Source organism: Cellulomonas sp. NPDC055163 (genome assembly GCF_053607065.1).
This window is the reverse complement of sequence record NZ_JBSGSU010000005.1, coordinates 256,598-281,622: the sequence shown is the minus strand read 5'-3', so window position 1 is coordinate 281,622 and position 25,025 is coordinate 256,598. Positions and strand designations below refer to the sequence as shown.

Below are 25,025 nucleotides of genomic sequence, written 5' to 3'. Positions count from 1 at the left end.
ATCGCGGCGCTGCCGCGGCGCGCCCTCGGAGTGCGCACCGGACCGGCGCTGCCTGAGGGGGCACTGAGAGCCGCTTGAGACGCCCTGAACGACCGTTTAGAGTACTGAACATGCGTTCAGCGCGCTCGGGTTCCTCGGAGCCGGGAGGCGCGGCGAGCCGACCGGCCGCCGAGGCCGACCTGACCGCTCGCACGCGCATCCGTGACGCCGCCGTCCTGCACTTCGGGACCCACGGGTTCGCCGCCGGGGTCCGCGCCATCGCGGCGGAGGCCGGCGTCAGCCCGGCGCTCGTGCTCCACCACTTCGGGTCCAAGCACGGCCTGCGCGAGGAGTGCGACCGCCACGTCCTCGCCGTCATCCGCGCGCAGAAGTCCGCGGTCGTCGGCCCCGCAGGGCCGCAGCACGTGCTGCTGAGCCTCGCCTCGGTCGACGAGCTCGCGCCGCTGGTCGGCTACACGCTGCGCAGCCTCCAGGCCGGCGGCGAGCTCGCGCTCCGCTTCGTCGAGCACGTCGCCGCCGACGCCGAGGAGTACCTCGCCGAGGGCGTCGCCGCCGGGACGATCCTGCCCAGCGCCGACGAGGCCGCGCGCGCCCGCTACCTGACGGTCCAGAGCCTGGGAACGCTCCTGCTCGACCTGAGCCTGCACCCGCCCGAGGACCCCGGCGACGTCGTGGCGCTGGTGCACGGCTACCTCGACCGCACGGGCGGACCCTCGCTCGAGCTGTTCACGCAGGGCCTGCTGGCCGACCGCTCGATGCTCGACGCGTACCAGGGGTACGCCGCCGAACCGCCCGAGGCTGCGCCCCGCGGCGACCCCGCACCGCCGTCCTGATCTCCGGGAGGACCCGTCATGAGTGCCGCCGTCGACGTCCAGCAGCTCACGAAGTCGTTCGGTCGCGTGCGCGCGCTCGACGGTCTCGACCTGACCGTCGAGCGCGGCGAGGTGCACGGGTTCCTGGGCCCGAACGGCGCGGGGAAGTCCACGACGCTGCGCGTCCTGCTCGGGCTGCTGCGCGCCGACGGCGGAGCCGCTCGCGTGCTCGGCGGTGACCCGTGGGCGGACGCCGTGTCGCTGCACCGCCGGCTCGCCTACGTGCCCGGCGACGTGAGCCTGTGGCCCTCGCTCACGGGCGGCGAGGCGATCGACGTGCTCGCCGGGCTGCGCGGGCCCGTGGACCCCCGGCGCCGCGCCGAGCTCCTCGAGCGGTTCGACCTCGATCCCGGCAGGAGGACGCGCACCTACTCCAAGGGCAACCGGCAGAAGGTCGCCCTCGTCGCGGCGCTCGTCAGCGACGTCGAGCTCTACGTGCTCGACGAGCCGACCTCCGGGCTCGACCCGCTCATGGAGCTCGTGTTCCAGGAGTGCGTCGGCGAGGTCGTGGCCCGGGGCGCCACCGTGCTGCTGTCGAGCCACCTCCTCGCCGAGGCGGAGCGCCTCTGCGACCGGGTCACGCTCGTCCGCGCGGGCCGGGCCGTCGAGAGCGGGACCCTCGCCGACCTGCGCCACCTGCACCGCACGGACGTGACCGTCGTGTGCACGGCGCCCGCGGCGCAGGTCGTCGCCCGGGTCGAGGCCGCGGCGGGCGTGCACGACGTGCGCGTCGACGGCGAGGACCTGCGGTTCGCGGTGGACGACGGGGCGATGTCGACGGTCATGGCGCTCCTCGCGGAGTGCGGCATCGTGCACCTCGCGGCGGCCCCGCCGAGCCTCGAGGAGCTGTTCGTGCACCACTACGAGCCGGCCGGCGACGGCGCCGCCCGCTCGGGGACGCACGCGGCGTCCGCGTCGTCCGGGGCGGGGGCCGGGTCCGGCGCGCACGTGCGCGGTGCGCGATGACGGCGACCGTGGCCGGTCCGCGGACGCAGGCCGGGGCGGGGCTCGCCGCCGACGCCGGCGCCGCGCGCCTCCTGCGGTTCGCGCTGCGCCGGGACCGCGTGAGGATCACCGTCTGGGCGCTCAGCCTCGGCGGGCTCGTCGCGTACTTCGTCGTCGCGCTCCCGCGCGTCTACCCCGACGCGGCCGCCCGACAGACGCGCGCCGCGATCATGGCCGAGCCGTCCGGGGCGTTCCTCGGCGGGCCGCGGTACGGCCTCGAGGACTACACGCTCGGCGTCATGGTCGCGAACGAGCTGGTCGGGATGCTCGCGGTCGCCGCGGCGCTCATGTCGATCTTCCTCGTCGTGCGGCACACGCGTGCCGAGGAGGAGTCCGGCCGGGCCGACCTCGTGCGGGCCGGCGCGGTGGGACGGCGGGCGCCGCTGACCGCCGCGCTCGGGGACGTGCTCGTCGCGAACCTCGTCGTCGGGACGGCCGTGGTGCTCGCGCTGCTCCGAGCGGGGCTCGCGGCGCCCGACTCCGCCGCCGCCGGTGCCGGGATCGCGCTCGTCGGCGGCGTGTTCGGGGCGCTCGCGGGCGTCACGTCGCAGCTCGCCCGGCACGCGCGCGCGGCGTCGGGCGCCGCCGGTGCGCTGCTCGGGCTCGCGTACGTCCTGCGCGGGCTCGGCGACGCGCGCGAGGTCGGCGGCAGCGCCCTGTCGTGGGCGTCGCCGGTCGGGTGGGTCCAGCAGAGCCGGGCCTTCGTCGACCTGCGCTGGTGGCCGCTCGCGCTGTGCGCCGCGCTCGGGCTCGCGCTCACCGGGCTCGCCTACGCGCTCGTGCACCGCCGCGACGTGGGTGCCGGGCTGCTCGCGACCCGGGCGGGACGCACGCACGCGCGCGGTGCGCTCGTCTCGCCGTTCGGCCTCGCGGTGCGTCTCGGGCGGGGCGGGCTGCTCGGGTGGGCGGCCGGCCTGGGCGCGTTCGGGCTGCTCACCGGCTCGCTCGCGCAGAGCGAGGTCGCGAGCTTCGAGGCCCGGCCCGAGCTCGCGGAGCTCGTCGGTGGGGGCGGCGGCGACCTCGCGCGGGCCACGGTCTCGGCGTTCCTGTCGTTCTTCGCGATGGGCGTGGTCGTCCACGCCGTCGTCGCCGTGCACCACCTGCGCCGCGAGGAGGGCGGCGGCCGGGCGTCCGGCGTCCTGGCGTCCGGTGCGAGCCGGTCCGCCTGGCTCGGGCAGCACCTGCTCGCAGCGCTCGCCGGGTCCGTGCTCCTGCTGCTCGTGACCGGGCTCGCGCTCGGCGTCGGTGCCGCGGCCTCGCTCGGCGACCCGGGGCTGGTCGGCGAGCTCACCCTGGCGAGCCTCGCCTACGTGCCGGTGCTCGCGTGCTTCGCCGGCCTCGCGGTGCTCGCGTACGGGCTCGGCGCGCCGGCGTGGGGGGTGTGGGTCGTGCTCGTCGCGTCGATCCTCGTCGGGGTCTACGGCCCGCTGCTCGACCTCCCGCGGGCCGTGCTCGACGCCGCGCCGTTCGGGCTCGTCCCCGCCGTGCCGGACGCGCCGCTCGACGTCGCGCCGCTCGCCGCGATGACGGTCGTCGCGCTCGCGCTGACCGTGGCGGGTGCGGCGGCGTTCCGGCGCCGCGACCTCGTCGCGTGACGCACGCGCCGTGCGACCGTGCGGGCGCCGGCGCCTCGGGGCTCAGTCCTCGGGGTGCTGGTAGACGTCCGGGATCCCGTCGGCGTCGAGGTCGGCGGTCTCGAGCTCGTGGATCCGCCGGTACGCCCGGTTGCGCGCACGCAGCAGCACGGACGCCAGCAGCGCCGCCAGCACCGAGCCCGTGAGCACGCCGACCTTGACGTGCTCGTCGCGCACGCTGCCCGCACCGAACGCGAGGTCGCCGACCAGTAGCGACACCGTGAAGCCGATGCCACCGAGGACCGCGACGCCGAGCACGTCGAGCCAGCTCAGACCCTCGTCGAGCCGCGCGCGCGTGAACCGCGCGACCAGCCACGTCGTGCCGAGGATCCCGACCGTCTTGCCGACGACGAGCGCGACGACGATCCCGAGCGCCACGCGGTCGCGGAGCGAGTCCACGAGCCCGCCGAGCCCGCCGATGGTCACCCCGGCGGCGAAGAAGGCGAACACCGGGACGGCGAACCCCGCGGAGATCGGCCGGAACCGGTGCTCGAGGTGCTCCGCGAGGCCCGGCCCGGCGTCGGGGCCGCCGGCCGCGTGGCTGCGGACCACCGGGACGGCGAACCCGAGCAGGACGCCCGCGACCGTCGCGTGCACACCGGACGCGTGCATGAGCGCCCACGTCGCGAACGCGAGCGGCAGCAGCAGCCACCACGCGCGCACCCGGCGCTGCACGGCCACCGTGAACAGCGCGAGCGGCACGAGCGCCCACAGCAGCGCGTCGACGTGCAGCTCGCTCGTGTAGAAGATCGCGATGACCGTCACGGCGAGCAGGTCGTCGACGACGGCGAGCGTGAGCAGGAACGTGCGCAGCGCGGTCGGCAGGTGGGTGCTCACGACCGCGAGGACCGCGAGGGCGAACGCGATGTCGGTCGCGGTCGGGATCGCCCAGCCCCGCAGCGCGCCGCCGCCGGTGCCCGCATTCAGCGCGACGTACACCAGCGCGGGCACGACCATCCCGCCGACGGCCGCGAGGATCGGGAGCGCCGCGCGCCGCGGGTCGCGCAGGTCGCCCGCGACGAACTCGCGCTTGAGCTCGAGACCGACGACGAAGAAGAAGATCGCGAGCAGGCCGTCCGCGGCCCACGTGCCGAGCGAGAGGTGCAGGTGCAGCGCCTCGGGGCCGACCTCCAGGTCGCGCAGCGCGGCGTACGAGCCGGCCGCCGGCGAGTTCGCCCAGACGAGTGCCGCGACCGTGGCGACCAGGAGCAGCGCGCCCCCGACGGTCTCCTTGCGCAGGACCTCGGCGACGCGGGACGCCTCGGCCCACGAACCACGGGAGAGCAGCGGCAAACGGGGGGAGCGCGGTGTCATCGAGGACCTCTCGGCAGGGTCGGCAAGGACGTTGCCGACCAGACTTCCCGGCGCACCCGAGGCCTCATCGTACGGGCCGGGGTGCACCCCGTCCGGGTGACGCCACGACGTCGCCGGGCGGCTCTCCGGTGGCGGACGCCTGCCGGTGTGCATAGCGTCGTCAACGTCCCCGGGCAGCGTCCCACGGCGCTCGACCGGGCGGCACGAAGCACCGACGCAGGCAAGTCGTCGGCGCCACCCAGGGAGGGTTCGGGTGGGTGTCCCGCATGCCGCGGCGACGTCTCCGGCCCCCCAGCACACGACGGATCCCGTCGACTCGGAGGGATGACGATGACGAACGACTACGGAACTGCTCAGCCGGCGGACGGCTCGCAGGGATCGACGGCGCAGGCCGTCCGCGAGGAGGCGTCGGGCGTCGCCCACAGCGCCGCGGAGAGCACGCAGCACCTCGCGCAGGAGGCGAAGAGTCAGGCCCGTGAGGTCGCCCACGAGGCGAAGTCCCAGGTCAAGGACGTCTTCGGCCAGACGCGGGCGGGGCTGGTCGACCAGGCGAGCACGCAGCAGAGCCGCGTGGCGGGCGGCATCCGCACGTTCGGGACCGACCTCGGGTCGATGGCCGACGGCGCGCAGGGCGGCCTCGCCGCCGACATCGCCCGGCAGGTCGCCGGCCGGACCGACTCCGTCGCGTCCTGGCTCGAGGCACGGGAGCCGGCCGACCTGCTCGAGGAGGTCAAGACGTTCGCCCGCCGCAACCCGGGCACGTTCCTCGCGATCGCGGCCGCCGCCGGCGTCCTCGCGGGGCGTCTGACGCGGGGTGCGAAGGACGCGGCCAAGGACACCACGACGGGCACGGCCTCGTCCACGGACACCACGGCGTCCTACCCGGCGACGACCGAGTACGCGACGACCGGTACGGGCTACGGCCTGACGGACACCGCGGCCACGACGACGGGCTACGAGACCGCCGGCACGACGACCGGCTACGAGACGTCCGGTGGCACCTACGGGACGACCGCCTCGACGTACGGGACCGGACCGGTGTACGGCACCGAAGAGGTCGACGAGACCTCGGGCGCCCACCGCGCCCCCGGCGCACCCTCGACCGGGCTGGGCGGGACGGCCGCGGGTGACCCGCTCGGCGGGGTCACGGTGGAGGACGGACGATGAGCGTCGACCCCAGGACCGGGATCGACCCCCGGGCCGCCGAGGGGCCGACCAGCGGTCCGTCGCTGGGCGAGATGCTCGGTGAGATCACGAAGGACCTCTCGACGCTCATGCGCCAGGAGGTCGCGCTCGCGAAGGCGGAGCTGGCCCAGGAGGGCAAGAAGGCGGGCAAGGGCGCCGGGATGGGCGGGGGAGCGGCCGTCGCCGGCCACATGGCTCTCGTGTTCCTGTCCGTGGCCCTGTGGTGGGCCCTCGGCGACCAGATCGGCCACGGCATCTCCGCCGTGATCGTCGCGGTCGTCTGGGGCGTCGTCGCGGCTGTGCTGGCCGCGCGCGCCAAGAAGGAGTTCCAGCGGATCCAGGGCGCCCCCCAGACCGCCGACACCGTCAAGAAGATCCCCAACGCGCTTCAGGGACACGAGGAGAGGAACGCATGAGCAACGACCCGGACCAGATCCGAGCGGACATCGAGCGCACGCGGGCCGAGCTGAGCCAGGACGTCGACGCGTTCGGCGAGCAGGTGCGTCCCAGCGCGGTCGCCAGCCGTCAGGTCGAGAAGGTCAAGGGCTCGGCCCTCGGCCTCAAGGACCGCATCATGGGCTCGGCGTCCGACGCCAAGGACAAGGTCGCCGGCTCCGCGCACGGCGCCGCCGACCGCGTGAGCGGCACGGCGCACGGCGCCACGTCGTCGGTCTCGTCGACCGCGTCGAGCGCCGCGCACGCCGTGGGGGAGACCCCGCAGCTCGTCCGTCGCCAGACCGAGGGCAACCCGCTCGCGGCCGGTCTGATCGCCTTCGGCATCGGCTGGCTCGCGTCGTCCCTCCTGCCGTCCACGCGCGTCGAGCAGGACGCGGCGCGCCGTGTGCAGGACTCGACGTCGGGCCTCGTCGACGAGGTCAAGTCGGCGGCGCAGGACGTGGCGCAGAACCTGCGCGAGCCCGCGCAGGACGCGGTGCAGGCCGTCAAGGACCGCGCCACCGAGGCGGCCTCGTCGCTCAAGGACGAGGGCACCACGCAGGCCCAGGGCCTCGCGGAGGAGGCCAAGGGTGCCAAGGACTCCGTGCAGGAGTCCCGCCAGCAGTACTGACCGACCCGCACGACCGGTCGCCCGCACCGCCGGGTGACGGGACGCACGCCCCCGTCGGCCCCTGCCCCAGCGGCACGGGGCCGACAGGGGCGTGCACCCCGGGCCACGAGCCCGGCACCCGGCGTCGGGGCACGCGCGCGGCGCCTCGGCACAGCTCTGGACGGAGAACCACCATGACGTCTGCCGCGACGGCCCCCCGGGCCCGCACCGTCGGCCGGACCCCCGCGCTCCCCGTCGGGGCGGCCTGCCTGCCACGCCACGACGCTACGGGTCGGCGCTGACGTGCCGCACGCGAGGAGCAGCGCGCTCCAGGGGCGGCCCGTGCTCGTCCGGGCCACGGCCGCCCTCGAGCGCCTCACCGCGCTCGACGGCGCCGTCGACGCCGCGCGACCGCTCGCGGCACGGCTCGTCGGCGGGCCGGCCCGCCGGTGGGTCCTGCACGGCCGAGGCCTGGGGCACGCCGTGCACCCCTTCCTCACGGACGTCCCGCTCGGTGCGTGGATGTCCGCGTCGATCCTCGACCTCACGCCGGGGGTGCGGGGCGGGCGCGCGGCGCAGACGCTCGTCGGCGCGGGGCTGCTCGCCGCGGTGCCGACGGTGCTCACCGGGCTGGCCGAGTGGGCGGTCGCGGACCGGGCCACGCAGCGCGTCGGGGTCGTGCACGCCGGGGCGAACACCGTCTCGGTCGTGCTCTACGGAGCCTCGTGGCTCGCGCGGCGCCGGGGGAGCCAGGCGACGGGCTCGCTGCTCGCGCTCGCCGGGGGGACCGTGAGCGGGGTCGGCGGCTACCTCGGCGGTCACATGGCCATCGCCCGCAACGCCGGGACGCGTGACCGCGCGTTCGTCCCCCCGGGGCACGGTGCGGCGCACCACGACGCCTGACACGGCCCGCCGCGTGCAGCCGGTCCGACGCCGAGCGGCTCCCGGCGGGGGCGCGCCGTCGGTCGGGCGGCGGCCCGGTGCCGGGACCACGCGGCCGCGACGCGGGTAGCCTCGGCAGCCTGGGGACGCCACCGTGGGTGTCCCGCGACCGAGGTGGCGACGCGATGGACCTCCGGGAGACGAACGAGCGGGTCGTCGAGCAGTTCCGTGCCGGCGGACCCGTCGAGGGGATGCACCGGGAGCGGCTCCTGCTGCTCACGACGACCGGTGCGCGCTCGGGCCGACCACACACCACCCCGATGATGTTCCACCGCGAGGGCGACCGGCTCCTCGTGGTCGCGTCCGCGATGGGCGCGCCCGCGCACCCCGACTGGTACACGAACCTCGTCGCCGATCCCCGGGTGCGCGTCGAGGTCGGGGACGAGGACCACGACGCCGTCGCGACGCCCCTCGTCGGCGGCGACCGGGAGGACGTCTGGTCGCGGCTCGTCGCGCTCTACCCGTTCTTCGGCGAGCACGCCGCTGCGACGTCACGCACGATCCCGGTCGTCGAGCTGACCCGAGCCTGACCGGCACGGCACGCCACCGGCACGGCACCTCCCCGGCAGCCCCCGGGACCCCGCGGCCCGGGCGATGAGTTCCCGGCCCAAGACCGGTCTGCCCTGGACCAGCAGCCGACAGGTCCCGGAGGTCCCGCGTGCGCTCCATGGTGTTCGTCAACCTGCCCGTCCGCGACCTCGCCCGGTCGACGGCGTTCTTCACGGCCCTCGGGCTGGGCTTCGACCCGCAGTACACCGACGACCGGGCGGCGTGCCTCGTGCTCGGGGCGGAGAGCTTCGTCATGATGCTCGTGGACCCCTTCTTCGCGACGTTCACGACGAAGCCCGTGGCCGACGCGACCACGACCACCGAGGTCATCGTCGCGTTCTCCGTCGCGTCCCGGGCCCGCGTCGACGAGCTGGTCGACGCGGCGCTCTCCGCGGGCGGCAGCCCGTCGAAGCCGCCCGTCGAGGAGGGCGGGATGTACTCCCGCTCCTTCCAGGACCCGGACGGCCACGTCTGGGAGGCGATGTTCATGGAGCAGGCCGGTGCTGCGGGCTGACGCGCCGGACGTCGACCTGATCGCACGTCCGGGAGGGTTGTCGGTGGGCGCGGCGCACTGTCAGGATCGAGAGGTCGTGGGCACCCGCCGCCCCGACGGCGGGCACCGAGCCCACCCCGGACGTCGAGAGGCCCCCGTCGTGACCGGTCTGGTCCCCGCAGACGCACCCGCCGCCGCGCGCACCCCCGCCGCGACGCCCGACCAGCTCGAGCCGTACCGCCGGGAGCTCACGGGCTTCTGCTACCGGATGCTCGGGTCGATCTACGACGCCGAGGACGCCGTCCAGGAGGTCATGGTGCGCGCCTGGCGTGCGCTCGACCGCTTCGACGGCCGCTCGAGCCTGCGCTCGTGGCTCTACCGCATCGCGACCAACGTGTGCTTCGACTCGCTCGACGGCACCCGCCGGCGCGCGCTGCCCATGGACCTCTCGCCGGCCGCGTCGCCCCCCGTCGAGGCGTCCCTCGGCGAGAAGCTGGGCGACCCGACGTGGCTCGGGCCGGCACCCGACGAGCGCGTGCTGCCCGACTCGGGCGACCCCGCGGACGTCGCCGTGGCCCGGGAGTCCGTGCGGCTGGCGTTCGTCGCGGCGCTGCAGGAGCTGCCGCCGCGCCAGCGTGCGGTGCTCATCCTGCGCGAGGTGCTGCGCTGGCGGGCCGAGGAGGTCGCGACGCTCCTCGGCTCGACGGTCGCGTCCGTGAACAGCGCGCTCCAGCGCGCCCGGGCGACGCTCGCGAACGGAGTGGCGGAGCGCAGGTCGAGCGCGCCCGACCCGCTCGACCCGGAGCACGCCGCCCTGCTCGACCAGTACGTCAAGGCGTTCGAGGCGTACGACATCGAGGCGCTCGTGCGGCTGCTGCACGCCGACGCGACCCAGTCGATGCCGCCGTGGGCCCTGTGGCTGAGCGGTCCCGTCGACATCGGGCTCTGGCACGTCGGCCCGGGCGGCGCCTGCCGCGGGTCGCGGCTGCTGCAGGTCGAGGCGAACGGCTCCCCGGCGTTCGCGCAGTACAAGCCGAGCGCCGTCGCCGGTCGGCTCGAGCCGTGGGCGATCCACGTCCTCGAGATCCGCGACGGCTGCATCTCGAGCATCACGAACTTCGTCGACACCCGGCTGTTCGCGGCGTTCGGCCTGCCCGACCACCTCGACGTGGCGGACGCCTCCGCCTGAGCAGGCGCACCCGCCGCGCCGGACGGCTCAGGAGGTCCGGGGCCTCCCGTCGCCGACGGGTCGCCGGATCGGCGACACGACGGTCTCGACGCGCAGCACGTCCACGAGGCCCGCGAACCGCAGCAGCTCGACGAGCTCGTCGCTCGCGCCGCGCAGCACCGCACGCCGCCCGGAGCGCAGCTCCTCGAGGTGGGCACGGGCGAGCGCGTCGACGCTCGCGAGGTCCGGCGGCAGCCCGCTCGCGTCGCGCACGACGGTGCGCGCGGCGACAGCCAGCATCAGCCGGACTCGCGAGCACGCCTCGGGAGCGTGTCGCGCCGGTTCGGTCTCGTCGGGCATGCGCGGCCTCCAGCTCGGTCTGGAGGGAAGACCGACGGTGCGCGGCGGACTCATCGGTCCACGCACCGTGCGCCGGGGGACGCGCGGTGGGTCAGAGACGCTCGAGCTTGGAGCTCGCGAGGGAGACGCGTCGGCGGTCGCCGCCGCCGAAGTCGACGATCACGTCGCTCTCGCCTGAGAGCGCAACCACACGGCCGAGGCCGTGGCGCTCGTGCGAGACGCGCTCACCGACGGGGATGCGCTCGAAGACGGCTTCGGCTGCCGCGCGCTCGCGAGCGGCGTTGAAGGGACTGTTGGGGAGGTGCCGGCGGGGACCGGTCTGCTGGGGGGCCACCCCTCGATCATCCTCCTGTTCCGCCCTGAGCGGAACCACCACCCCCCGCCTGCCGCAGTCAGGCGGTCGGTTCGCCCTCTCCGGGGTCGCCCGCGAGCTCCTCGGGTGTCGTGTAGCCGGCCTCGACGCCGTCGCCGTCGGAGCCGGGAGACGTCTCGTCGGCCGACGAGACGCCGGTGTCGTCGGCGCCGCCGCCCGAGCCGCCGGCGACCCGCTCGTCGCCCTGCTCGGTGCCCTGCTCGCTCATGTGCTCGCCCTCCCGTCGGCGCCGCGGCGGGTCCGGGTGGGTCGGGCCGCCCGCGGCGTGCGGCCTCCGCTCCATCGTGGGCGCGCAGGCGCCGGGCTGCACCCCGGGGCGGACGCGGGTGGCACCATGGGTGGATGAGCGCGTCCGCGGTGCCCGTGCCGGCTGGCACCGGCGACGCGCACCCCGGCACCGGCGACGCGCACCCCGGCACCGGTGACGCGCACCCCGGCGGGGGCAGCACCGCGAGCTACCGCCCCTCGACGCCCGTCGACCTCGGCCTCACGCTCCAGCGGCTCGCGCACGGGCGGTTCGACCCCACGCAGCAGCGCTCGCCCGACGGCGCGCTCTGGCGCACGACCCGCCCGCCGTCCGGCCCCGCGACGCTGCGCCTCGTCCAGCGCGGGTCGCACCGGGTCGACGCGTCCGCCTGGGGCCCGGGGGCCGCCGAGGTGCTCGCGTCGGTGCCCGAGCTGCTGGGGGACCGTGACGACCCCTCCACGTTCGACCCGCAGCGCGCCGACCTGCACGACGCCCACCGCCGGCACCCGGGGCTGCGCGTGCCCCGCACGGGGCGTGTGCTCGAGGCGCTCGTCCCGGCGGTGCTCGAGCAGCGCGTCATCGCGAGCACCGCGTTCAGCGCGTGGCGCTGGCTGCTCGACCGGCACGGGGACCCGGCGCCCGGCCCGGCACCGGCGGGCATGCGCGTCGTGCCCGACGCGCACGGCTGGCTCGGCGTGCCCGAGTGGGACTTCCACCGCGCCGGCGTCGACCCCCGGCGCGCCCGCACGGTCCTCGCGTGCGCCCGCGTCGCCGGGCGGCTCGAGGAGGCCGCGGCGATGACGCCCGGGGACGCGACGCGCCGGCTCCAGGCCGTCCCGGGGGTGGGCGTGTGGACGGCCGCCGAGGTGGCGCAGCGCGCGCTCGGCGACGCCGACGCGGTGTCCGTCGGGGACTACCACCTGGCCAAGGGCGTGGGCTGGGCGCTCGTGGGCCGGCGGGTCGACGACGCGACGATGCTCGAGCTCCTCGCCCCGTGGCACCCGCACCGGTACCGCGTGATCCGGCTTCTCGAGCTGACCGGCCGCGCGTTCGCCCCGCGGCGCGGGCCCCGGCTCACCGTGCAGGACCACCGCCGGGGCTGACGTCCCGCCGCATCGGATGCGGGTCGAGCGTCCCGGTGGCAGCGTGAGGCACATGAGCGAGCACACCGAGAGCACCCGCGACCAGCAGCCGGTGAACGAGTCCGAGAAGCCGTACGACCCGGACACCGACACGGACACCGACCCGGACAACCTCAACCCGCGCGACACCACCTCGGACGCCGGCGGGGAGTACGCGGACCCCGACGCGGACCCGGGCAACCTCAACCCGCGCGACCCGGACACGGTCTGACGGCCCGGGCACGCGCGCGGGACCCGGTGGGACGCCCTGCCGGGTCCCGCGCGCGAGGCCGCGCACCGCGGGCATCAGCGCGGCGTGCGCGACGAGTGGGCGCGCGACGCCGCTCCGCCCGTGACGACGAGCGGGCTGCGGTGCGCGACGGGCACGGCTCGTACCGGCGTGCGCCAGCCGCCGCGGTCGGTCGCCGGTGGTCCGGTCAGCCGCGGTAGACCCAGTGCCAGGGCTCGCGGGGGGTGTCCTCCACGAAGCCGAAGCGACCGCCGTTGGCGCGCATCCACGCCTGGGCCGTCGCGTCGAGCTTGAGGTCCACGGCCAGCCCCCAGCCGTGCGGGCTCGCTCCCGGCTTCGCCGCCAGGCCGCCCTGGGAGTACAGGCCCTTGCGCTCCGCGACGTCGACCTGCGCGTCGTACGAGCGGTAGGAGTCGGTGATGCCGATGGTGACACCGTCGCGCGCGGCGGCCGCGAGGACGTCCTCGAGCGCACCCGCGGCGGGTGCCCAGAGCGTGTGACCCGTGGACCCCACCGGCTCGAGCGCGTCGCGGGGGATGCGGCCGTTGCCGTACGCGGCGAGGTCGGCCGGGACGCCGTCGACGAACACCGCGGCGGGCTTGGACGCGGGTGTGGCGGCGGGGGTCGGGGCGCTCTGCGCCACCGCCTGCTCGAGCACCGCACCGAACGCCGCCCCCGACGCGGAGACCGTGGCGGTCCGGGGCGCGGGCGGGGCGAGCGTCGCGACGGTCGCCTGGATCGCCGCCATGCGCTGCGTGATCGCGGTGATGCCGTCCATGCGTCTCCTCGTGCCGTGGTCGGGGACCCGATCGGCGGGACGGTCCGTGATCTGAGGGGTCGCGGCGGTCAGGCCGGACGACGACGGCGTCCCGTGCGGGGCAGACTGTCCCGGTGCGCGTCGAGCCGGTCACCCCTGACGCGCTCGTCGACCACGTCGTCGGCGTGCTCTCGCGGCGCGAGCGCGGCACGCACGTGCGGGTCCTCGTGGACGGTCCGCCGCCGGCCCGTCCGGAGGCGCTCGCGGACGCCCTCGTCGAGCCGCTGCGCGCGGCGGGCAGGCCCGTCGTGCGGGTGCGGTCGCGCGACTTCCTGCGGGCGGCGTCCGTGCGGCTCGAGCACGGGCACCAGGACGATCTCGCGCTGTACGACGACTGGGTGGACCTCGGCGCGCTCGACCGCGAGGTGCTGCGTCCGCTCGGTTCGCACGGCTCGGGGGAGTACCTGCCGAGCCTGCGGGACCCGGTGCGCGACCGGTCGACCCGTGCCCGGCGCCTGCGTGCCGACGACGGGACGGTGCTCGTGCTCGACGGCGCGCTGCTCGCAGGCCGCGGCCTCGACGTGGACGTCACGGTGCACCTCGCGCTGCGTCCCGCGACGCTCGAGCGCCGCACCCCCGCAGAGGAGCGGTGGACGCTGCCCGCGTACGCGCGCCACGTGCGGGAGTGCGACCCGGAGCGCACGGCGGACGTCGCCGTGCGCGTCGACGACCCGCGGCACCCGGCGCTCGTGCACCGCTGACGCGGACGCGACGAGCCCGTGCGAGGGGCGGTGCGGGAGGGACGGCGCTGACGAGCGTGAAGCGGGCCGAGCGGCGTGGATGCCGCGCGACGAAAGACGCGGCGCGCGTGCGGGGGGCGCGGCGCGCGGGCGGGGGCGCGGCGCGGTCAGCGCGCGAGCGCCTCGACGATGGTGCCGTAGAGCCGCGGCGAGCTGCGGGCGACAGGGACGATCGCGCCGCGCGCCGGGGACGTCGCCCACGCCACCAGGCCCGTCGTCAGGACGCGGTAGCCGCGCGTCGCCTGCGCCCACGACCGCTCGTACGCGGCCGGGTCGTCGAGGTGGCGGATCGCCGCCGCCGCCTGCGCGAGCCCGACGCGCAGCCCCTCGCCGGTGAGCGCGTCGACGTACCCCGACGCGTCGCCCACGAGCCGGACGGGGCCGCTCGTGCGCCGCAGCGTGCGCTGGCGCAGCGGCCCCGCGCCGCGCACCGGGCCCGCCGGCTCCGCCCCGTCGAGCCGCGCGACCAGCTCGGGGAACGCCGCGAGCGCGGTCGCGAAGTCGACGCCCGCCGGGCCCAGCAGCGCCACGCCGACGAGGTCGTCGCTCACCGGGGTGACGTACGCCTCGACCGCCCGGCCCCAGTGCACCTCGACGAGGTCCGTCCAGGCCGCGACGTGGAAGTGCCGGCGCAGCCCGAACCGGCGGACCGGGGCGCGTGGGCCCGACCGGCGGGGCGCGACCTCGAGGCCGGTGAGCCGCCGCACGGTCGAGTGCAGCCCGTCGCAGGCGAGCAGCCGCCGCGCGCGCACCCCCGCGACCTCGACACCGTCGGCCGTCCGGTCGACGTGGTCCACGCGCGCGGTGACCCGTCGTGCGCCGAGCTCGTCGGCCCGCTCGCGCAGCGCGTCGTGCAGGGTCGTGCGGCGCACACCGCGGCCGGGTGTGCCGCGGAAGCGGTGGTCCGCGTGGTGGGCGCCCCGCCGGTAGCTGACCCCGGCCAGCGGGTGCCCGGGCGGGTCGACGCCGAGCCGCCCGAGCGCGGCGAGCGCCCCCGGCATGAGCCCCTCGCCGCAGGCCTTGTCGACCGAGCCGGTGCGCGGCTCGACGACCACGACGTCCAGGCCCGCGAGCCTCGACTCGATCGCGCACGCGAGGCCGACCGGTCCACCCCCGACGACCACGACGTCGGTGTCGACCGGCGTGCTCACGCGCGGTCGGCCCGGCGCACCACCGGGTCGCCGCCCGCCGGGGCCTCGCCCTGCGGAGCGGTGGCGGCGAGCAGGCCGAGCGCGCGCTCCTCGGTCGGGATGCGGAAGCGGAGCAGCAGCACGGCGTTGAGCAGCGTGAACACGAGCGCGGTGACCCACGCGGTGTGCACGAGCGGGAGCGCGATGCCCTCGACGACGACCGCGACGTAGTTCGGGTGACGCAGCCAGCGGTACGGGCCGCCCGTCACGAGCGGCAGGCCCGGCACCACGATGACGCGCGTGTTCCACCGCGGGCCGAGCGTCGCGATGCACCACCAGCGCAGCGCCTGGCTCGCGAGCGTGAGCACCAGCGCGGTCCAGCCCAGGGCGGGCAGGAACGGCCGGTCCGCGACGACCACCTCGACCGCGCACGCGACGAGCAGGCCCGCGTGCAGCGCGACCATCGGCGGGAAGTGGCCTCGCCCGTACTCGGCGCCTCCGCGCGCGAACGACCAGCGCGCGTTGCGGGTCGAGACGACGAGCTCGGCCAGGCGCTCGAGAGCCGTCGCGCCGAGCAGGACGAGGTAGGGGGTCAGCATGAGGGGTTCTCCGTCCCCGCGCCGCGGAGCAGGACGAGCTCGGCGCTCACCCCGGGTCCGAACGCGAACAGCACAGCGGGCTCGCCGGGGCTCGGTGCGCCGTCGGCGAGGGTGTCGGCGAGGACGTGCAGCACCGACGCGGACGAGAGGTTGCCGACGCGCGCGAGCGAGGCCCAGCTGCGGTCGAGCGCGCCGTCCGGGAGCGCGAGCGCGCGCTGGGCCGCCTCGAGGATGCGCGGGCCGCCGGCGTGGCCGACCCATGCCGCGACGTCGGCGTGCGTGAGCCCGTGGGCGTCGAGGAGAGCGGCGACGTCGCCCGCGAGGTGCTGCTCGACGACGTCCGCGAGGCCCGCCCCGAGCACGATGCGGAACCCGGACCCGCCGATGTCCCACCCGAGCGTCGCCGCGCTGCCCGGGTACACCGCGCTGCGGCTGCCCACCACGTCGACCCCGGCGGGCACGCCGCCCGCGGCGGCGTCGAGCGCCCGGGCCCGTTCCGCGCCGACCATGACGACCGCCGCGGCGCCGTCGCCGAACAGCCCGCTCGACACGAGGTTGGCCGTCGAGTCGTCCCCGTGCTGGATCGTCAACGAGCACAGCTCGACGGACAGCAGCACCGCCACGTCGTGCGGGTGGCCGACGAGGTAGTCGTGCACCCGGGCCAGCCCCGCGGCGCCCGCGACGCACCCGAGCCCGAACGAGGGCAGCCGCTTGACGTCCCGGCGCAGGCCCACCCGCTCGACGAGCAGCGAGTCGATCGAGGGCGCCGAGATGCCCGTCACCGACGTGAAGAGCACGAAGTCCACGTCGGACGGCTCGAGCCCGGCGGCGTCGAGCGCGGCGCGCAGGGCCCGCTCGGCGAGCTCGGCGCCGACGCTGATGAACAGGTCGTTGCCCTGGTCGAACGACGTCAGCGCCGCGTACTTCTCGAGCGGCAGCGCGAAGTGCCGGGTGCGCACCCCGGAGGCGCCGTGGAACCGGTCGAGGAGCGCGCGCCGGGCCGGGCTCGGCGCGAGCAGCGGCCCGATCTCCGCGGTGATCTCGGCTTGCGCGTGCACGTGGTCCGGCACCACGGGTGCCACTGCGACAAGTCGGGACATTGCGGCATCGTTGCACGTGGCAGGCTGATCGGCGCGTCCGGTTGCTAGCCTCGGCCGCCGGGCGGAGGGAGCGGGTGTGCAGCGAGCGGGACGCGTCGCGCGTGGGCTCGCGCTCGCGTGCCACCCGGGGCCAGCGGCCGTCGTGACCGTGCTCGCCGCGTCGCTCGCCGTGGGTCTCGGCTCGGACGTCCGCACGATCGTGCTGGTGACCGCGGCGGTGCTCGCCGGGCAGCTCTCGGTCGGCTGGTCGAACGACTGGATCGACGCCGGGCGGGACCTCGCGGTCGCGCGCCCGGACAAGCCCGTCGTCGCCGGTCTCCTCGACGCCGCGACACTGCGCCGCTGGGCGCTCGGGGCGCTCGCCGTGTGCGTCCTGTTGTCGTTCGCGACGGGGCTCGAGCCCGGGGCGGTGCACGTCGTGGCGGTCGCGAGCGCCTGGTCGTACAACGCGTGGCTCAAGCGCACGGCGTGGTCGTGGGCGCCCTACGCGGTCTCGTTCGGGCTGCTGCTCGTGTTCGTCGCGCTCGCGGAGCCGGGACGGGGGGCGCCGACCGGGTGGGGCGTGCTCGCGGCGTCCCTGCTGGGCGTGGGAGCCCACGTCGCGAACGTGCTGCCCGACCTCGAGGACGACGCGGCGACGGGGGTCCGGGGCCTGCCGCACCGGCTCGGGCGGACCCGGGCCACGGCGGTCGCGCTCGGCGCGCTGCTGGCGGCCGTCGCGGTCGTGGTGCTGGCGCCCCCCGGCGGCCCCGGCACGGCCGGGTGGGTCGGCGCCGCGGCGGCACTCGTGCTCGCGGTCGTGGGCGGGGGTGTCGCGCTGGTGCGCCGCCGGAGCAGGCTGCCGTTCACGCTCAGCATGGCGGTCGCCGCGGTGTGCGTCGCGCTTCTCGTGCTCGCTGCGCCCGACCTCGTCCCGGCGGGCGCGACGACATGACGGGGCGACCGGCCGGCGAGGTCCCGCGTGCGCCGGCGCGCGCGTCGGGAGAGGGTCGGGGCGTGCCCGTGCTCACGCTGTCCGTCGTCATCCCCGTGAAGGACGACGCCGTCGCGCTGCGCGCGTGCCTCGCGCACCTCGACCGGCAGACCCGCCCGGCGTGGGAGGTGGTCGTCGTCGACAACGGGTCGACCGACGACAGCGCCGCCGTCGCCGTCGCGCACGGTGCCCGCGTCGTGCCGGAGTCCGCACCGGGGATCCCGGCCGCGGCGGCGACCGGGTACGACGCGGCGCGCGGCGACGTCATCGTGCGGTGCGACGCCGACACGCTCGTGCCGTCCGACTGGCTCGCGGCGGTCGCCCGGCACTTCGAGTCCGACCCGGCGCTCGACGCGGTCACCGGCACGGGCGCGTTCTACGACGTGCCGCGCTGGCGCGCGACGGTCGTCGGCTGGCTGTACCTGCGCACGTACTACGCGGCGATGCACGCCGCGATGGCGCACCCGCCGCTGTGGGGCTCGAACATGGCGCTGCGGCGCACGGCGTGGCTGGCCGTGCGCGAGCAGGTCAACCGCACCGACCCCGAGAGCCACGACGACGTCGACCTGTCGTTCGCGCTCGGCCCCGGCGCCCGCCTGCGCTACGACCGGTCCCTGCGGGTCCGCGTCTCGGGTCGCTCGCTGCACGGTGCGGCGCAGGGCCGGCGGCGGTTCGACCGGGCGTGGCGCTCGCTGCGGCGCGGGTGGGACGTGCAGCCGCCGTGGGAGCGCTGGGCGCAGCGGCTCGGGGGAGCCGGTGGGCGTGGAGCCGCGGGCTGACCCCTCCGGCCGAGGGGCGCGCCGCGGGTCGTCCTCGGCGGGCAGCGGGTGCGTCTGTCGGTGCCGCGTGGTGGGGTCGAGGCATGACGCCGCCGGACGTGCACGCCTTCGACCCCGACTTCCTGGGCGTGCGCGCCCCGCTCCCCACGGCCCCGGCGGACGCCCCGCTGCGCGAGCTCCCGTCCACGCACTTCACGGTGCTGCTGGACCCGCGCCGCAGGCTCGCGGCCGCGACCGGCGTCAACGTCGACGGAGCGAGCCTGCTCGACCTCGGCCGCGGTGACGACTGGCACCTCGACCCGCGGGTCGGCGCCGACGAGCAGGCCGGCCCCGAGCTCTACGCACGCAACGACCTCGACCGTGGGCACCTGGTCCGGCGCCGTGACCCCGTGTGGGGCGCGCCGGCCGTCGCCGCCCGCGCGAACGTCGACACGTTCGCCTACCCGAACGCCGCACCGCAGGCCGCGGAGTTCAACCAGTCGAAGGAGCTGTGGAACGGGCTCGAGGACCACGTGCTCGAGCACGCCCGCGCCCACGGGCAGCGCCTCACCGTCCTGACCGGCCCCGTCCTGGACCCGGACGACCCCGTCTACCGCGGCATCGGGGTCCCGCGGCTGTTCTGGAAGGTCGTGGCCTGGGCCGACGTGCCCGACGACGCGGAGGCCGGCGCCGCGCCACGGCTCGCGACCACCGCGTACGTGCTCGACCAGACGCCGCAGCTCGACGACGTCGACCTGCGTACCGCGACCGCGCAGGCGCTCGCCGCCGGCGAGCCGCCCCCGCTCGGGCCGTTCCGGACGTTCCAGGTGCCGGTCCGCGACGTCGAGACCCTGACGCGGCTCGACCTCGGGCCGCTCGTGGCCGCCGACCGGCTCGCGACGGTCTCGACCCGCGGCAGCGGACCCGCCCTGCGTGCCGGCTGGGTGCCGCTCGCGAGCGCCCGGGACATCCGGCTCTGACGCGTACCGCGTACCGCGTGCCGGGCCGGGGAGACGCACCCGTGCGCGTCTCCGCGTGCGCTCCACGGCCGCCGGTCGCAGCATGGACGAGGGCGCGACGGGCGCCTCGGACAGTGAGGAGACCGGCATGGGCATCGACGACCTGACGGGCAAGGCGGAGGGCGCACTGAACAGCGAGAAGGGCGAGAAGGCGAGCGACGCCGCGCTCGACAAGGGCCAGGACGCGGCCTCGAAGGCCACCGGCGGCAAGCACGACGAGCAGCTCGAGAAGGCCGGCGACGCCGCCGACGAGCGCCTCGGGCAGTAGCGCCCCGACGCACGACCGCACGGCAGGGCCCTGACGCGCGCCGTCGGGGCCCTGCCGCGTCCGGGGTGCACGGCTCACCTCCCGTGGTGATGCACCGCTCACTCCCCGAGGTGGTGCACCGCGAAGGCGGCGACGAAGCCCAGCGCGGTCACGATCCCCGTGAGGGCGTGCGTGCGCTCGAACGCCTCCGGGATCATCGTGTCGGCGACCATCGCAAGGATCGCACCCGCGGCGACCGCCGTGATCACCGCGACCGTCGTCGGCGACGCGCCGCCGAGCGTGGCTGCCCCCAGCGCGGCCGCCAGCCCGCTCGCGACGGCGATCGCGCCCCACACGCCGAACACGTACCGGGCGCTCCGGCCGGCCCGCTTCATGCCGGCGGCACTCGAGAGCCCCTCGGGCACGTTCGAGATGAACACCGCGACGAGGACGCCGATCCCGACGCCCTCGCCGCCGAGGACCGACAGGCCCAGGACGACGGACTCCGGGATGCCGTCGAGCAGCGCACCGACCGCGATCGCGGCACCGCTGCCGGCGCTCTCCTGCTCCGAGGGCTGCTTCCCGGTCGAGCGCTTGCGGTGCCGCGCCCCGCGCCGCGCGAGCACCTCGTTCGCGGCCACGTACGCGACGGCCCCGCCGAGGAACCCCAGGACCGTCGGCCCGAGCCCGCCCTGCTGCTCCGCGGGCTCGACGAGCTCGAACGCGAGCGCCGAGACGAGGACCCCGGCGCCGAACGCCATGACGCCCGCGACGACGCGCTGCGGCACCTCGACCCACCAGGCGACGAGCGCACCGAGCACGAGCGCGCCACCGGCGACGAGCCCCCACAGCCCGGCCTCGAGCCAGACGGGCACGCCGCTACGCCCCCGCGTGTCGGCGACGGCGCGGCGGGGTCGCCGTGGCTGCGGTCATGCGTCGTTCTCCGCGGTGACGCCCGCCGGGTCGTGGGCCGCCTCGTGGGCGCGCTGGCGGTCCAGGTGGTCGGCCGCAGCCCGGCCGCCGGGCTCCTGGGCGAGGCCGCGGCGCATCTGCTCGACCTTCTCGGCGGGCTGGCGCGGTGCGAGCAGAGGCGTGTCGCGGTCGACGACGGCCTCGATCAGGCAAGGCCGGTCGGCGCCGAGCGCGGTGCGCCACGCTGCGTCGACGTTCGCGGGGTCGTCCACGCGGATCCCGGTCAGGCCCAGCAGCTCGGCGTAGGCGGCGTAGGGGAACGGCGGCACGGTCTGGGACGTCGCGAAGCGCGGGTCGCCCTCCATCTCGCGCTGCTCCCACGACACCTCCGCGAGGTCGCCGTTGTGGAGCACGAGGACCACGAACCGCGGGTCGGCCCAGTCCCGCCAGCGCGCGGCGACCGTGATGAGCTCGGAGAGCCCGTTCATCTGCATCGCGCCGTCGCCCGCGAGCGCGACCACGGGCCGGTCGGGGTGCAGCAGCTTCGCGGCGATCCCGTACGGCAGCGCGGAGCCCATCGACGCGAGGGTGCTGGACAGGTGGGCCGGGACGCCCGGGGGCAGGCGGAGGAACCGTGCGTACCAGTAGACGACCGACCCGACGTCCAGCGAGACCTGGGCGTCGGCGGGCAGGTGGTCGCTCAGCGTGCGCAGCACGAGCTGGGGGTTGAGCGGGTCGGCGGGCTCGGCGGCGCGCTGCGCGGCGATCTCGTGCCACGCGACGACGCTCCGCTCGACGTCGGCGCGCCAGCCGTCGCGTGCGCGCAGCCGGGGGAGCAGCAGGTCCAGGGTGAGCGCTGCGTCCCCGGCGAGACCGACCTCGACCGGGTACTTCGCCCCGAGGTTGCGTGCCGCGATGTCGACCTGCACGGTCCGGACGGTGCCGGGCGGCGGGTAGAACTCGGTCCACGGGTCGCTGCTGCCGACGATCAGGAGCGTGTCGCAGCGCGCGAGCAGGTCGGCGGACGCGGTCGTGCCGAGGTGCCCCATGACCCCGCAGTGGTACGGGAGGCCCTCGTCGAGGACCGGCTTGCCGAGCAGCGACGTCGTGATCCCCGCGCCGAGCCGCTCGGCGACCGCCCGGACCTGCTCCGCCGCTCCGGCGGCCCCCTGCCCGACGAGGAGCGCGACCCTCTCGCCGGAGTCCAGGAGCTCGGCGGCCCGGTCGAGCGAGGCGTCGTCGGGGACGACCCGCGGACGCGCCCACGTCGCGGACGACGCCACGACGCCGTGGGTGTGCGGAGTGCCCTCGGGAAGGTCCTCCTTCTGCACGTCGTGCGGCACGATCACGCACGTCGGGCTCGACGTCGCGAGCGCGGTGCGGAGCGCGTTGTCCAGCACGAGCGGGAGCTGCTCGGCGCTGTGCACGGTCTGGACGTACTGGCCGCACACGTCCTTGAACAGCGTCTGGAGGTCGACCTCCTGCAGGTAGCCGCTGCCGAGCGCGGTGGAGACGACCTGCCCGACGATCGCGACGACGGGCTTGCGGTCGAGCTTCGCGTCGTACAGCCCGGTCAGGAGGTGGATCGCGCCGGGTCCCTGCGTCGCGAGGCAGACGCCGACCCCGCCGCTGTACTTGGCGTGCCCGGTGGCCATGAACGCGGCCATCTCCTCGTGCCTCGCGGTCACGAGCTGGACGCTGTCGGAGGCCCGGTCGAGCGCCGCGAGCAGCGGGTCGATCCCGTCGCCCGCGAAGCCGAACACCCGCTCGACGCCCCACTCCGCGAGCCGTGCCACGATCCCGTCCGCCACCGTCGCCATGTCGACCCTCCCGCGCGGGACCCGTCGGTCCTCGGTGCGTGCGCGGTGTCCTGACGCACCCGGCCATCGTCGGGCGGTGTGCGGCACAGCGCATCCGGGAGGGCGCCCGGGCGGCGTGCCGGTGCTCCGCGTGACTCGTCCGGCGGGCCGCTCGTGGGCGCGCGCAGGGCGTCGTCGGCGGTGCGCCCGGGGCGTGACCGGGTGGCTCCCGTGACGGTGTACCGCGGAGTAACTTACGCCCTTGACCGCAGTCATAGCGATGCTTACCGTGAGTCGCACGTCGCACCGGAGCGACATCCCGACCGGTCGGGACCGAGCACGGACGACGTCCACACCCACGCAGCCGAGAGGCAGACCCTCATGCAGCACAGATTCACGACGCGCCCGGTGGCCGCACTCGCCGCCGGCGTGCTCCTCGCGTCGTCCTGGGCACTGGCCCCGCAGGCCGTGGCCGCGACGGCGGAGGACACCGCCCCCGACGCGTCGGCGCCGTCCGTCGACGCGACGGCGGACGCGCCCGGCACCGACCGGGTGATCGTGCGCTACCGCTCGCAGCCGCTGGCAGCGAGCGCGAGCGCCGACGTCCAGGCCGGTCGTCAGGACCGGATCGCCCGCGCAGCCGAGGCCCACGGTGCCGAGGTCGAGTACGTGCGCGACACCGCGCAGGGCGCCCAGGTGTGGGCGCTGTCGGCCACGCTGCCCGTCGCCGACGTCGAGGCGCTCGCCGCCCAGGTCGCCGCGGAGGACGCGAGCGTCGAGTACGCGGAGCCCGACCGGCTGCTGCAGCCCGCCGCCGCCGCGCCGAACGACCCCCGCTGGTCCGACCTGTGGGGCCTGCAGACCAGCACCGTCGGCATCGGCGTGCTCGGCGCCTGGGACGTCACGCGGGGAGCGGGCGTCAACGTCGCCGTCATCGACACGGGGTACCGCCCCCACGCGGACCTGTCCGGGGCGGTCGTCGGCGGCTACGACATGATCACCGACACCGAGGTCTCGAACGACGGCAACGGCCGGGACGGCGACGCCAGCGACCCCGGTGACTGGACCGCGGCGAACGAGTGCGTCGCCGGGCGGGGCGCCACGACGTCGTCCTGGCACGGCACGCACGTCGCCGGCACCATCGCGGCCGTCGCCGGCAACGGCGCCGGCGTCGCAGGTGCCGCGCCGGCCGCGAAGATCGTGCCCCTGCGCGTCCTCGGGACGTGCGGCGGCTACACCTCCGACATCGCCGACGCGATGATCTGGGCGTCCGGCGGCTCGGTCACCGGGGTGCCGGCCAACGCGAACCGGGCCCGCGTCCTCAACCTGTCGCTCGGCGGCAGCGGCGCCTGCGACACCACGAGCCAGCGCGCCATCACGGCCGCCCGCGCGAACGGTGCCGTCGTCGTCGTCGCGGCGGGCAACGAGAACCGCAACGTCTCCAGCTCGAGCCCGGCGAACTGCTCCGGCGTCATCGCCGTCGCCGCCTACGGCCCGACGGGCGCGCGGGCCTCCTACTCGAACTACGGGACGCTCGTCGACGTCGCGGCGCCCGGCGGGGAGATGAGCGGCGGGCAGACCCGCGGGATCCTCTCGACGCTCAACACCGGCACCGCGGGCCCCGGCAGCGACTCGTACGCCTACTACCAGGGCACGTCGATGGCGACGCCGCACGTCGCCGCCGCGGCCGCGCTCGTGATCGCCGCGAACCCGGCGCTGACGCCCGACCAGGTCGAGAGCACGCTCAAGTCGACCGCGCGCCCGTTCGTCGCGACGTGCTCGAGCTGCGGCGCGGGCATGGTCGACGCGAACGCCGCCGTGCGGGCAGCCACCGGCGGCACCAACCCGACCCCGACGCCCACCCCGACGACCCCGCCGGTCGGCACGAGCGAGGTCGAGCCGAACAACACGCGCAGCGCCGCGAACGCCGTCGCCGCGCCGAGCACGCTCACCGCGACGATGGGGTCGAGCACCGACACCGACTACTTCGCGGTCGCCGTCCCGGCGGGGGCGACGCTCACGGTGCGCCTCACGCCCGGGTCGAGCGCCGCGGACTACGACCTGTACCTGTACGGGTCGGGCAGCTCGGCGCTCGCGAGCAGCCGGCTCGGAGCGGGCCGGGTCGACACCGCGTCGGTGCGCAACACCGGCACCTCCACGGCCACGTACTACGCCCGCACCACCTACTACGGCGGCGGGGCCGGCGCGTACACGATCCAGCTGGGCTGGTGACCGGCGGATGACCTGACCGACCGAGGCCCCCGGTGGTCCCGACCCACGGGCCGCCGGGGAGCCCGGTCCCCCGGACGGGCACCGGCGTGCGCACCCTGGAGCCGCGCGCGCCGGTGCCCTTGCGCGTGCCCCGTCGCCGGC

At 76.4% G+C, this 25,025-nt stretch carries 28 protein-coding genes; 18 read left to right on the top strand and 10 right to left on the bottom strand.

Translation table 11 applies throughout. The features are described from left to right. Positions 1–110 precede the first annotated feature (110 nt). From ACWFNE_RS11820 to ACWFNE_RS11810, 3 genes are read left to right on the top strand one after another with little or no spacing between them, the layout of a single operon-like run. A complete protein-coding gene (locus tag ACWFNE_RS11820) occupies positions 111–833 on the top strand; it encodes a TetR family transcriptional regulator (protein ID WP_452122607.1) in 723 nt (240 codons plus the stop codon). 18 nt (positions 834–851) lie between these two features. Further along, positions 852–1,838 (top strand): ABC transporter ATP-binding protein, encoded by a 987-nt coding sequence (locus ACWFNE_RS11815; protein WP_452122606.1) that lies wholly within the window; start codon positions 852–854, stop codon positions 1,836–1,838. After that, positions 1,835–3,472 (top strand): ABC transporter permease, encoded by a 1,638-nt coding sequence (locus tag ACWFNE_RS11810; protein WP_452122605.1) that lies wholly within the window; start codon positions 1,835–1,837, stop codon positions 3,470–3,472. The genes ACWFNE_RS11815 and ACWFNE_RS11810 overlap by 4 nt, the downstream gene beginning before the upstream one ends. A 42-nt stretch (positions 3,473–3,514) precedes the next feature. On the opposite strand, the gene nhaA is transcribed toward ACWFNE_RS11810, so the two are convergent. Beyond that, positions 3,515–4,825, bottom strand: a complete 1,311-nt coding sequence (gene nhaA / locus ACWFNE_RS11805) for a Na+/H+ antiporter NhaA (RefSeq protein ID WP_452122604.1) — start codon at positions 4,823–4,825, stop codon at positions 3,515–3,517. A 324-nt stretch (positions 4,826–5,149) separates the two neighbouring features. Here nhaA and ACWFNE_RS11800 point away from each other — a divergent pair, with 324 nt between their 5' ends. The 7 genes from ACWFNE_RS11800 (at position 5,150) to ACWFNE_RS11770 (ending at position 10,228) form a co-directional block, all read left to right on the top strand. Then, positions 5,150–5,992 carry a hypothetical protein gene (locus tag ACWFNE_RS11800; protein WP_452122603.1) on the top strand — a complete coding sequence of 281 codons (843 nt, stop codon included), beginning with the start codon at positions 5,150–5,152 and terminating at the stop codon, positions 5,990–5,992. Further along, positions 5,989–6,426: a phage holin family protein gene (locus ACWFNE_RS11795; RefSeq protein ID WP_452122602.1), complete on the top strand. Its 438-nt coding sequence runs from the start codon at positions 5,989–5,991 to the stop codon at positions 6,424–6,426. Before ACWFNE_RS11800 ends, ACWFNE_RS11795 begins: the two co-directional genes overlap by 4 nt. Next, a complete protein-coding gene (locus ACWFNE_RS11790; RefSeq protein WP_452122601.1) occupies positions 6,423–7,076 on the top strand; it encodes a DUF3618 domain-containing protein in 654 nt (217 codons plus the stop codon). The genes ACWFNE_RS11795 and ACWFNE_RS11790 overlap by 4 nt, the downstream gene beginning before the upstream one ends. Before the next feature lie 282 nt (positions 7,077–7,358). Continuing rightward, a complete protein-coding gene (locus ACWFNE_RS11785; protein ID WP_452122600.1) occupies positions 7,359–7,958 on the top strand; it encodes a DUF2231 domain-containing protein in 600 nt (199 codons plus the stop codon). A 164-nt stretch (positions 7,959–8,122) separates the two neighbouring features. Continuing rightward, entirely contained in the window at positions 8,123–8,527 is a 405-nt protein-coding gene (locus tag ACWFNE_RS11780; protein WP_452122599.1) for a nitroreductase family deazaflavin-dependent oxidoreductase, read from the top strand. A gap of 137 nt (positions 8,528–8,664) precedes the next feature. After that, entirely contained in the window at positions 8,665–9,060 is a 396-nt protein-coding gene (locus ACWFNE_RS11775) for a VOC family protein (protein ID WP_452122752.1), read from the top strand. Positions 9,061–9,199: 139 nt separating this feature from the next. Next, on the top strand, positions 9,200–10,228 hold the full coding sequence (locus tag ACWFNE_RS11770; protein ID WP_452122598.1) for a sigma-70 family RNA polymerase sigma factor: 1,029 nt from the start codon (positions 9,200–9,202) through the stop codon (positions 10,226–10,228). 27 nt (positions 10,229–10,255) lie between these two features. Here the strand turns inward: ACWFNE_RS11770 and ACWFNE_RS11765 are convergent, their stop codons facing one another. The 3 genes from ACWFNE_RS11765 to ACWFNE_RS11755 all read right to left on the bottom strand — a co-directional run bounded on the left by ACWFNE_RS11765 (position 10,256) and on the right by ACWFNE_RS11755 (position 11,148). Next, positions 10,256–10,507, bottom strand: coding sequence for a hypothetical protein (locus ACWFNE_RS11765; RefSeq protein ID WP_452122597.1), 252 nt, complete (start codon positions 10,505–10,507; stop codon positions 10,256–10,258). A 151-nt stretch (positions 10,508–10,658) separates the two neighbouring features. Further along, a complete protein-coding gene (locus tag ACWFNE_RS11760; RefSeq protein ID WP_452122596.1) occupies positions 10,659–10,901 on the bottom strand; it encodes a hypothetical protein in 243 nt (80 codons plus the stop codon). Between the two features lie 58 nt (positions 10,902–10,959). Next, the gene (locus tag ACWFNE_RS11755) at positions 10,960–11,148 is read right to left on the bottom strand and encodes a hypothetical protein (RefSeq protein ID WP_452122595.1); all 189 of its coding nucleotides are present in this window, start codon (positions 11,146–11,148) and stop codon (positions 10,960–10,962) included. 134 nt (positions 11,149–11,282) lie between these two features. Here ACWFNE_RS11755 and ACWFNE_RS11750 point away from each other — a divergent pair, with 134 nt between their 5' ends. Further along, on the top strand, positions 11,283–12,290 hold the full coding sequence (locus ACWFNE_RS11750) for a DNA-3-methyladenine glycosylase family protein (protein ID WP_452122594.1): 1,008 nt from the start codon (positions 11,283–11,285) through the stop codon (positions 12,288–12,290). A gap of 52 nt (positions 12,291–12,342) precedes the next feature. Then, a complete protein-coding gene (locus tag ACWFNE_RS11745) occupies positions 12,343–12,540 on the top strand; it encodes a hypothetical protein (protein ID WP_452122593.1) in 198 nt (65 codons plus the stop codon). 205 nt (positions 12,541–12,745) lie between these two features. Here ACWFNE_RS11745 and ACWFNE_RS11740 read toward each other — a convergent pair whose 3' ends face one another. Next, entirely contained in the window at positions 12,746–13,336 is a 591-nt protein-coding gene (locus ACWFNE_RS11740) for a M15 family metallopeptidase (RefSeq protein ID WP_452122592.1), read from the bottom strand. 113 nt (positions 13,337–13,449) lie between these two features. On the opposite strand from ACWFNE_RS11740, the gene ACWFNE_RS11735 reads away from it, so the two are divergent. Continuing rightward, complete coding sequence (locus tag ACWFNE_RS11735) at positions 13,450–14,076, top strand: uridine kinase (RefSeq protein WP_452122591.1); 627 nt, start codon at positions 13,450–13,452, stop codon at positions 14,074–14,076. 146 nt (positions 14,077–14,222) lie between these two features. On the opposite strand, the gene ACWFNE_RS11730 is transcribed toward ACWFNE_RS11735, so the two are convergent. The 3 genes from ACWFNE_RS11730 to ACWFNE_RS11720 are packed head-to-tail and all read right to left on the bottom strand — an operon-like array spanning position 14,223 to position 16,944. Continuing rightward, positions 14,223–15,266, bottom strand: coding sequence for an NAD(P)/FAD-dependent oxidoreductase (locus tag ACWFNE_RS11730; protein ID WP_452122590.1), 1,044 nt, complete (start codon positions 15,264–15,266; stop codon positions 14,223–14,225). Next, on the bottom strand, positions 15,263–15,844 hold the full coding sequence (locus ACWFNE_RS11725; RefSeq protein ID WP_452122589.1) for an isoprenylcysteine carboxyl methyltransferase family protein: 582 nt from the start codon (positions 15,842–15,844) through the stop codon (positions 15,263–15,265). The genes ACWFNE_RS11730 and ACWFNE_RS11725 overlap by 4 nt, the downstream gene beginning before the upstream one ends. Then, entirely contained in the window at positions 15,838–16,944 is a 1,107-nt protein-coding gene (locus ACWFNE_RS11720) for a type III polyketide synthase (RefSeq protein ID WP_452122588.1), read from the bottom strand. Before ACWFNE_RS11720 ends, ACWFNE_RS11725 begins: the two co-directional genes overlap by 7 nt. A 76-nt stretch (positions 16,945–17,020) precedes the next feature. Between ACWFNE_RS11720 and ACWFNE_RS11715 the strand changes: the two genes are divergently transcribed. The 4 genes from ACWFNE_RS11715 (at position 17,021) to ACWFNE_RS11700 (ending at position 19,962) form a co-directional block, all read left to right on the top strand. Next, positions 17,021–17,878 carry a UbiA family prenyltransferase gene (locus tag ACWFNE_RS11715; RefSeq protein WP_452122587.1) on the top strand — a complete coding sequence of 286 codons (858 nt, stop codon included), beginning with the start codon at positions 17,021–17,023 and terminating at the stop codon, positions 17,876–17,878. Positions 17,879–17,940: 62 nt separating this feature from the next. Continuing rightward, positions 17,941–18,696 carry a glycosyltransferase family A protein gene (locus tag ACWFNE_RS11710; RefSeq protein ID WP_452122586.1) on the top strand — a complete coding sequence of 252 codons (756 nt, stop codon included), beginning with the start codon at positions 17,941–17,943 and terminating at the stop codon, positions 18,694–18,696. 83 nt (positions 18,697–18,779) lie between these two features. Further along, positions 18,780–19,655, top strand: a complete 876-nt coding sequence (locus ACWFNE_RS11705; RefSeq protein WP_452122585.1) for a DNA/RNA non-specific endonuclease — start codon at positions 18,780–18,782, stop codon at positions 19,653–19,655. Positions 19,656–19,782: 127 nt separating this feature from the next. After that, positions 19,783–19,962: an Rv0909 family putative TA system antitoxin gene (locus ACWFNE_RS11700; RefSeq protein WP_452122584.1), complete on the top strand. Its 180-nt coding sequence runs from the start codon at positions 19,783–19,785 to the stop codon at positions 19,960–19,962. 98 nt (positions 19,963–20,060) lie between these two features. Here the strand turns inward: ACWFNE_RS11700 and ACWFNE_RS11695 are convergent, their stop codons facing one another. Then, positions 20,061–20,816 (bottom strand): ZIP family metal transporter, encoded by a 756-nt coding sequence (locus tag ACWFNE_RS11695; protein ID WP_452122583.1) that lies wholly within the window; start codon positions 20,814–20,816, stop codon positions 20,061–20,063. Positions 20,817–20,870: 54 nt separating this feature from the next. Further along, on the bottom strand, positions 20,871–22,673 hold the full coding sequence (locus tag ACWFNE_RS11690) for a thiamine pyrophosphate-requiring protein (RefSeq protein ID WP_452122582.1): 1,803 nt from the start codon (positions 22,671–22,673) through the stop codon (positions 20,871–20,873). Positions 22,674–23,033: 360 nt separating this feature from the next. Here ACWFNE_RS11690 and ACWFNE_RS11685 point away from each other — a divergent pair, with 360 nt between their 5' ends. Continuing rightward, positions 23,034–24,884, top strand: a complete 1,851-nt coding sequence (locus tag ACWFNE_RS11685; RefSeq protein ID WP_452122581.1) for a S8 family serine peptidase — start codon at positions 23,034–23,036, stop codon at positions 24,882–24,884. Positions 24,885–25,025 lie beyond the last annotated feature (141 nt).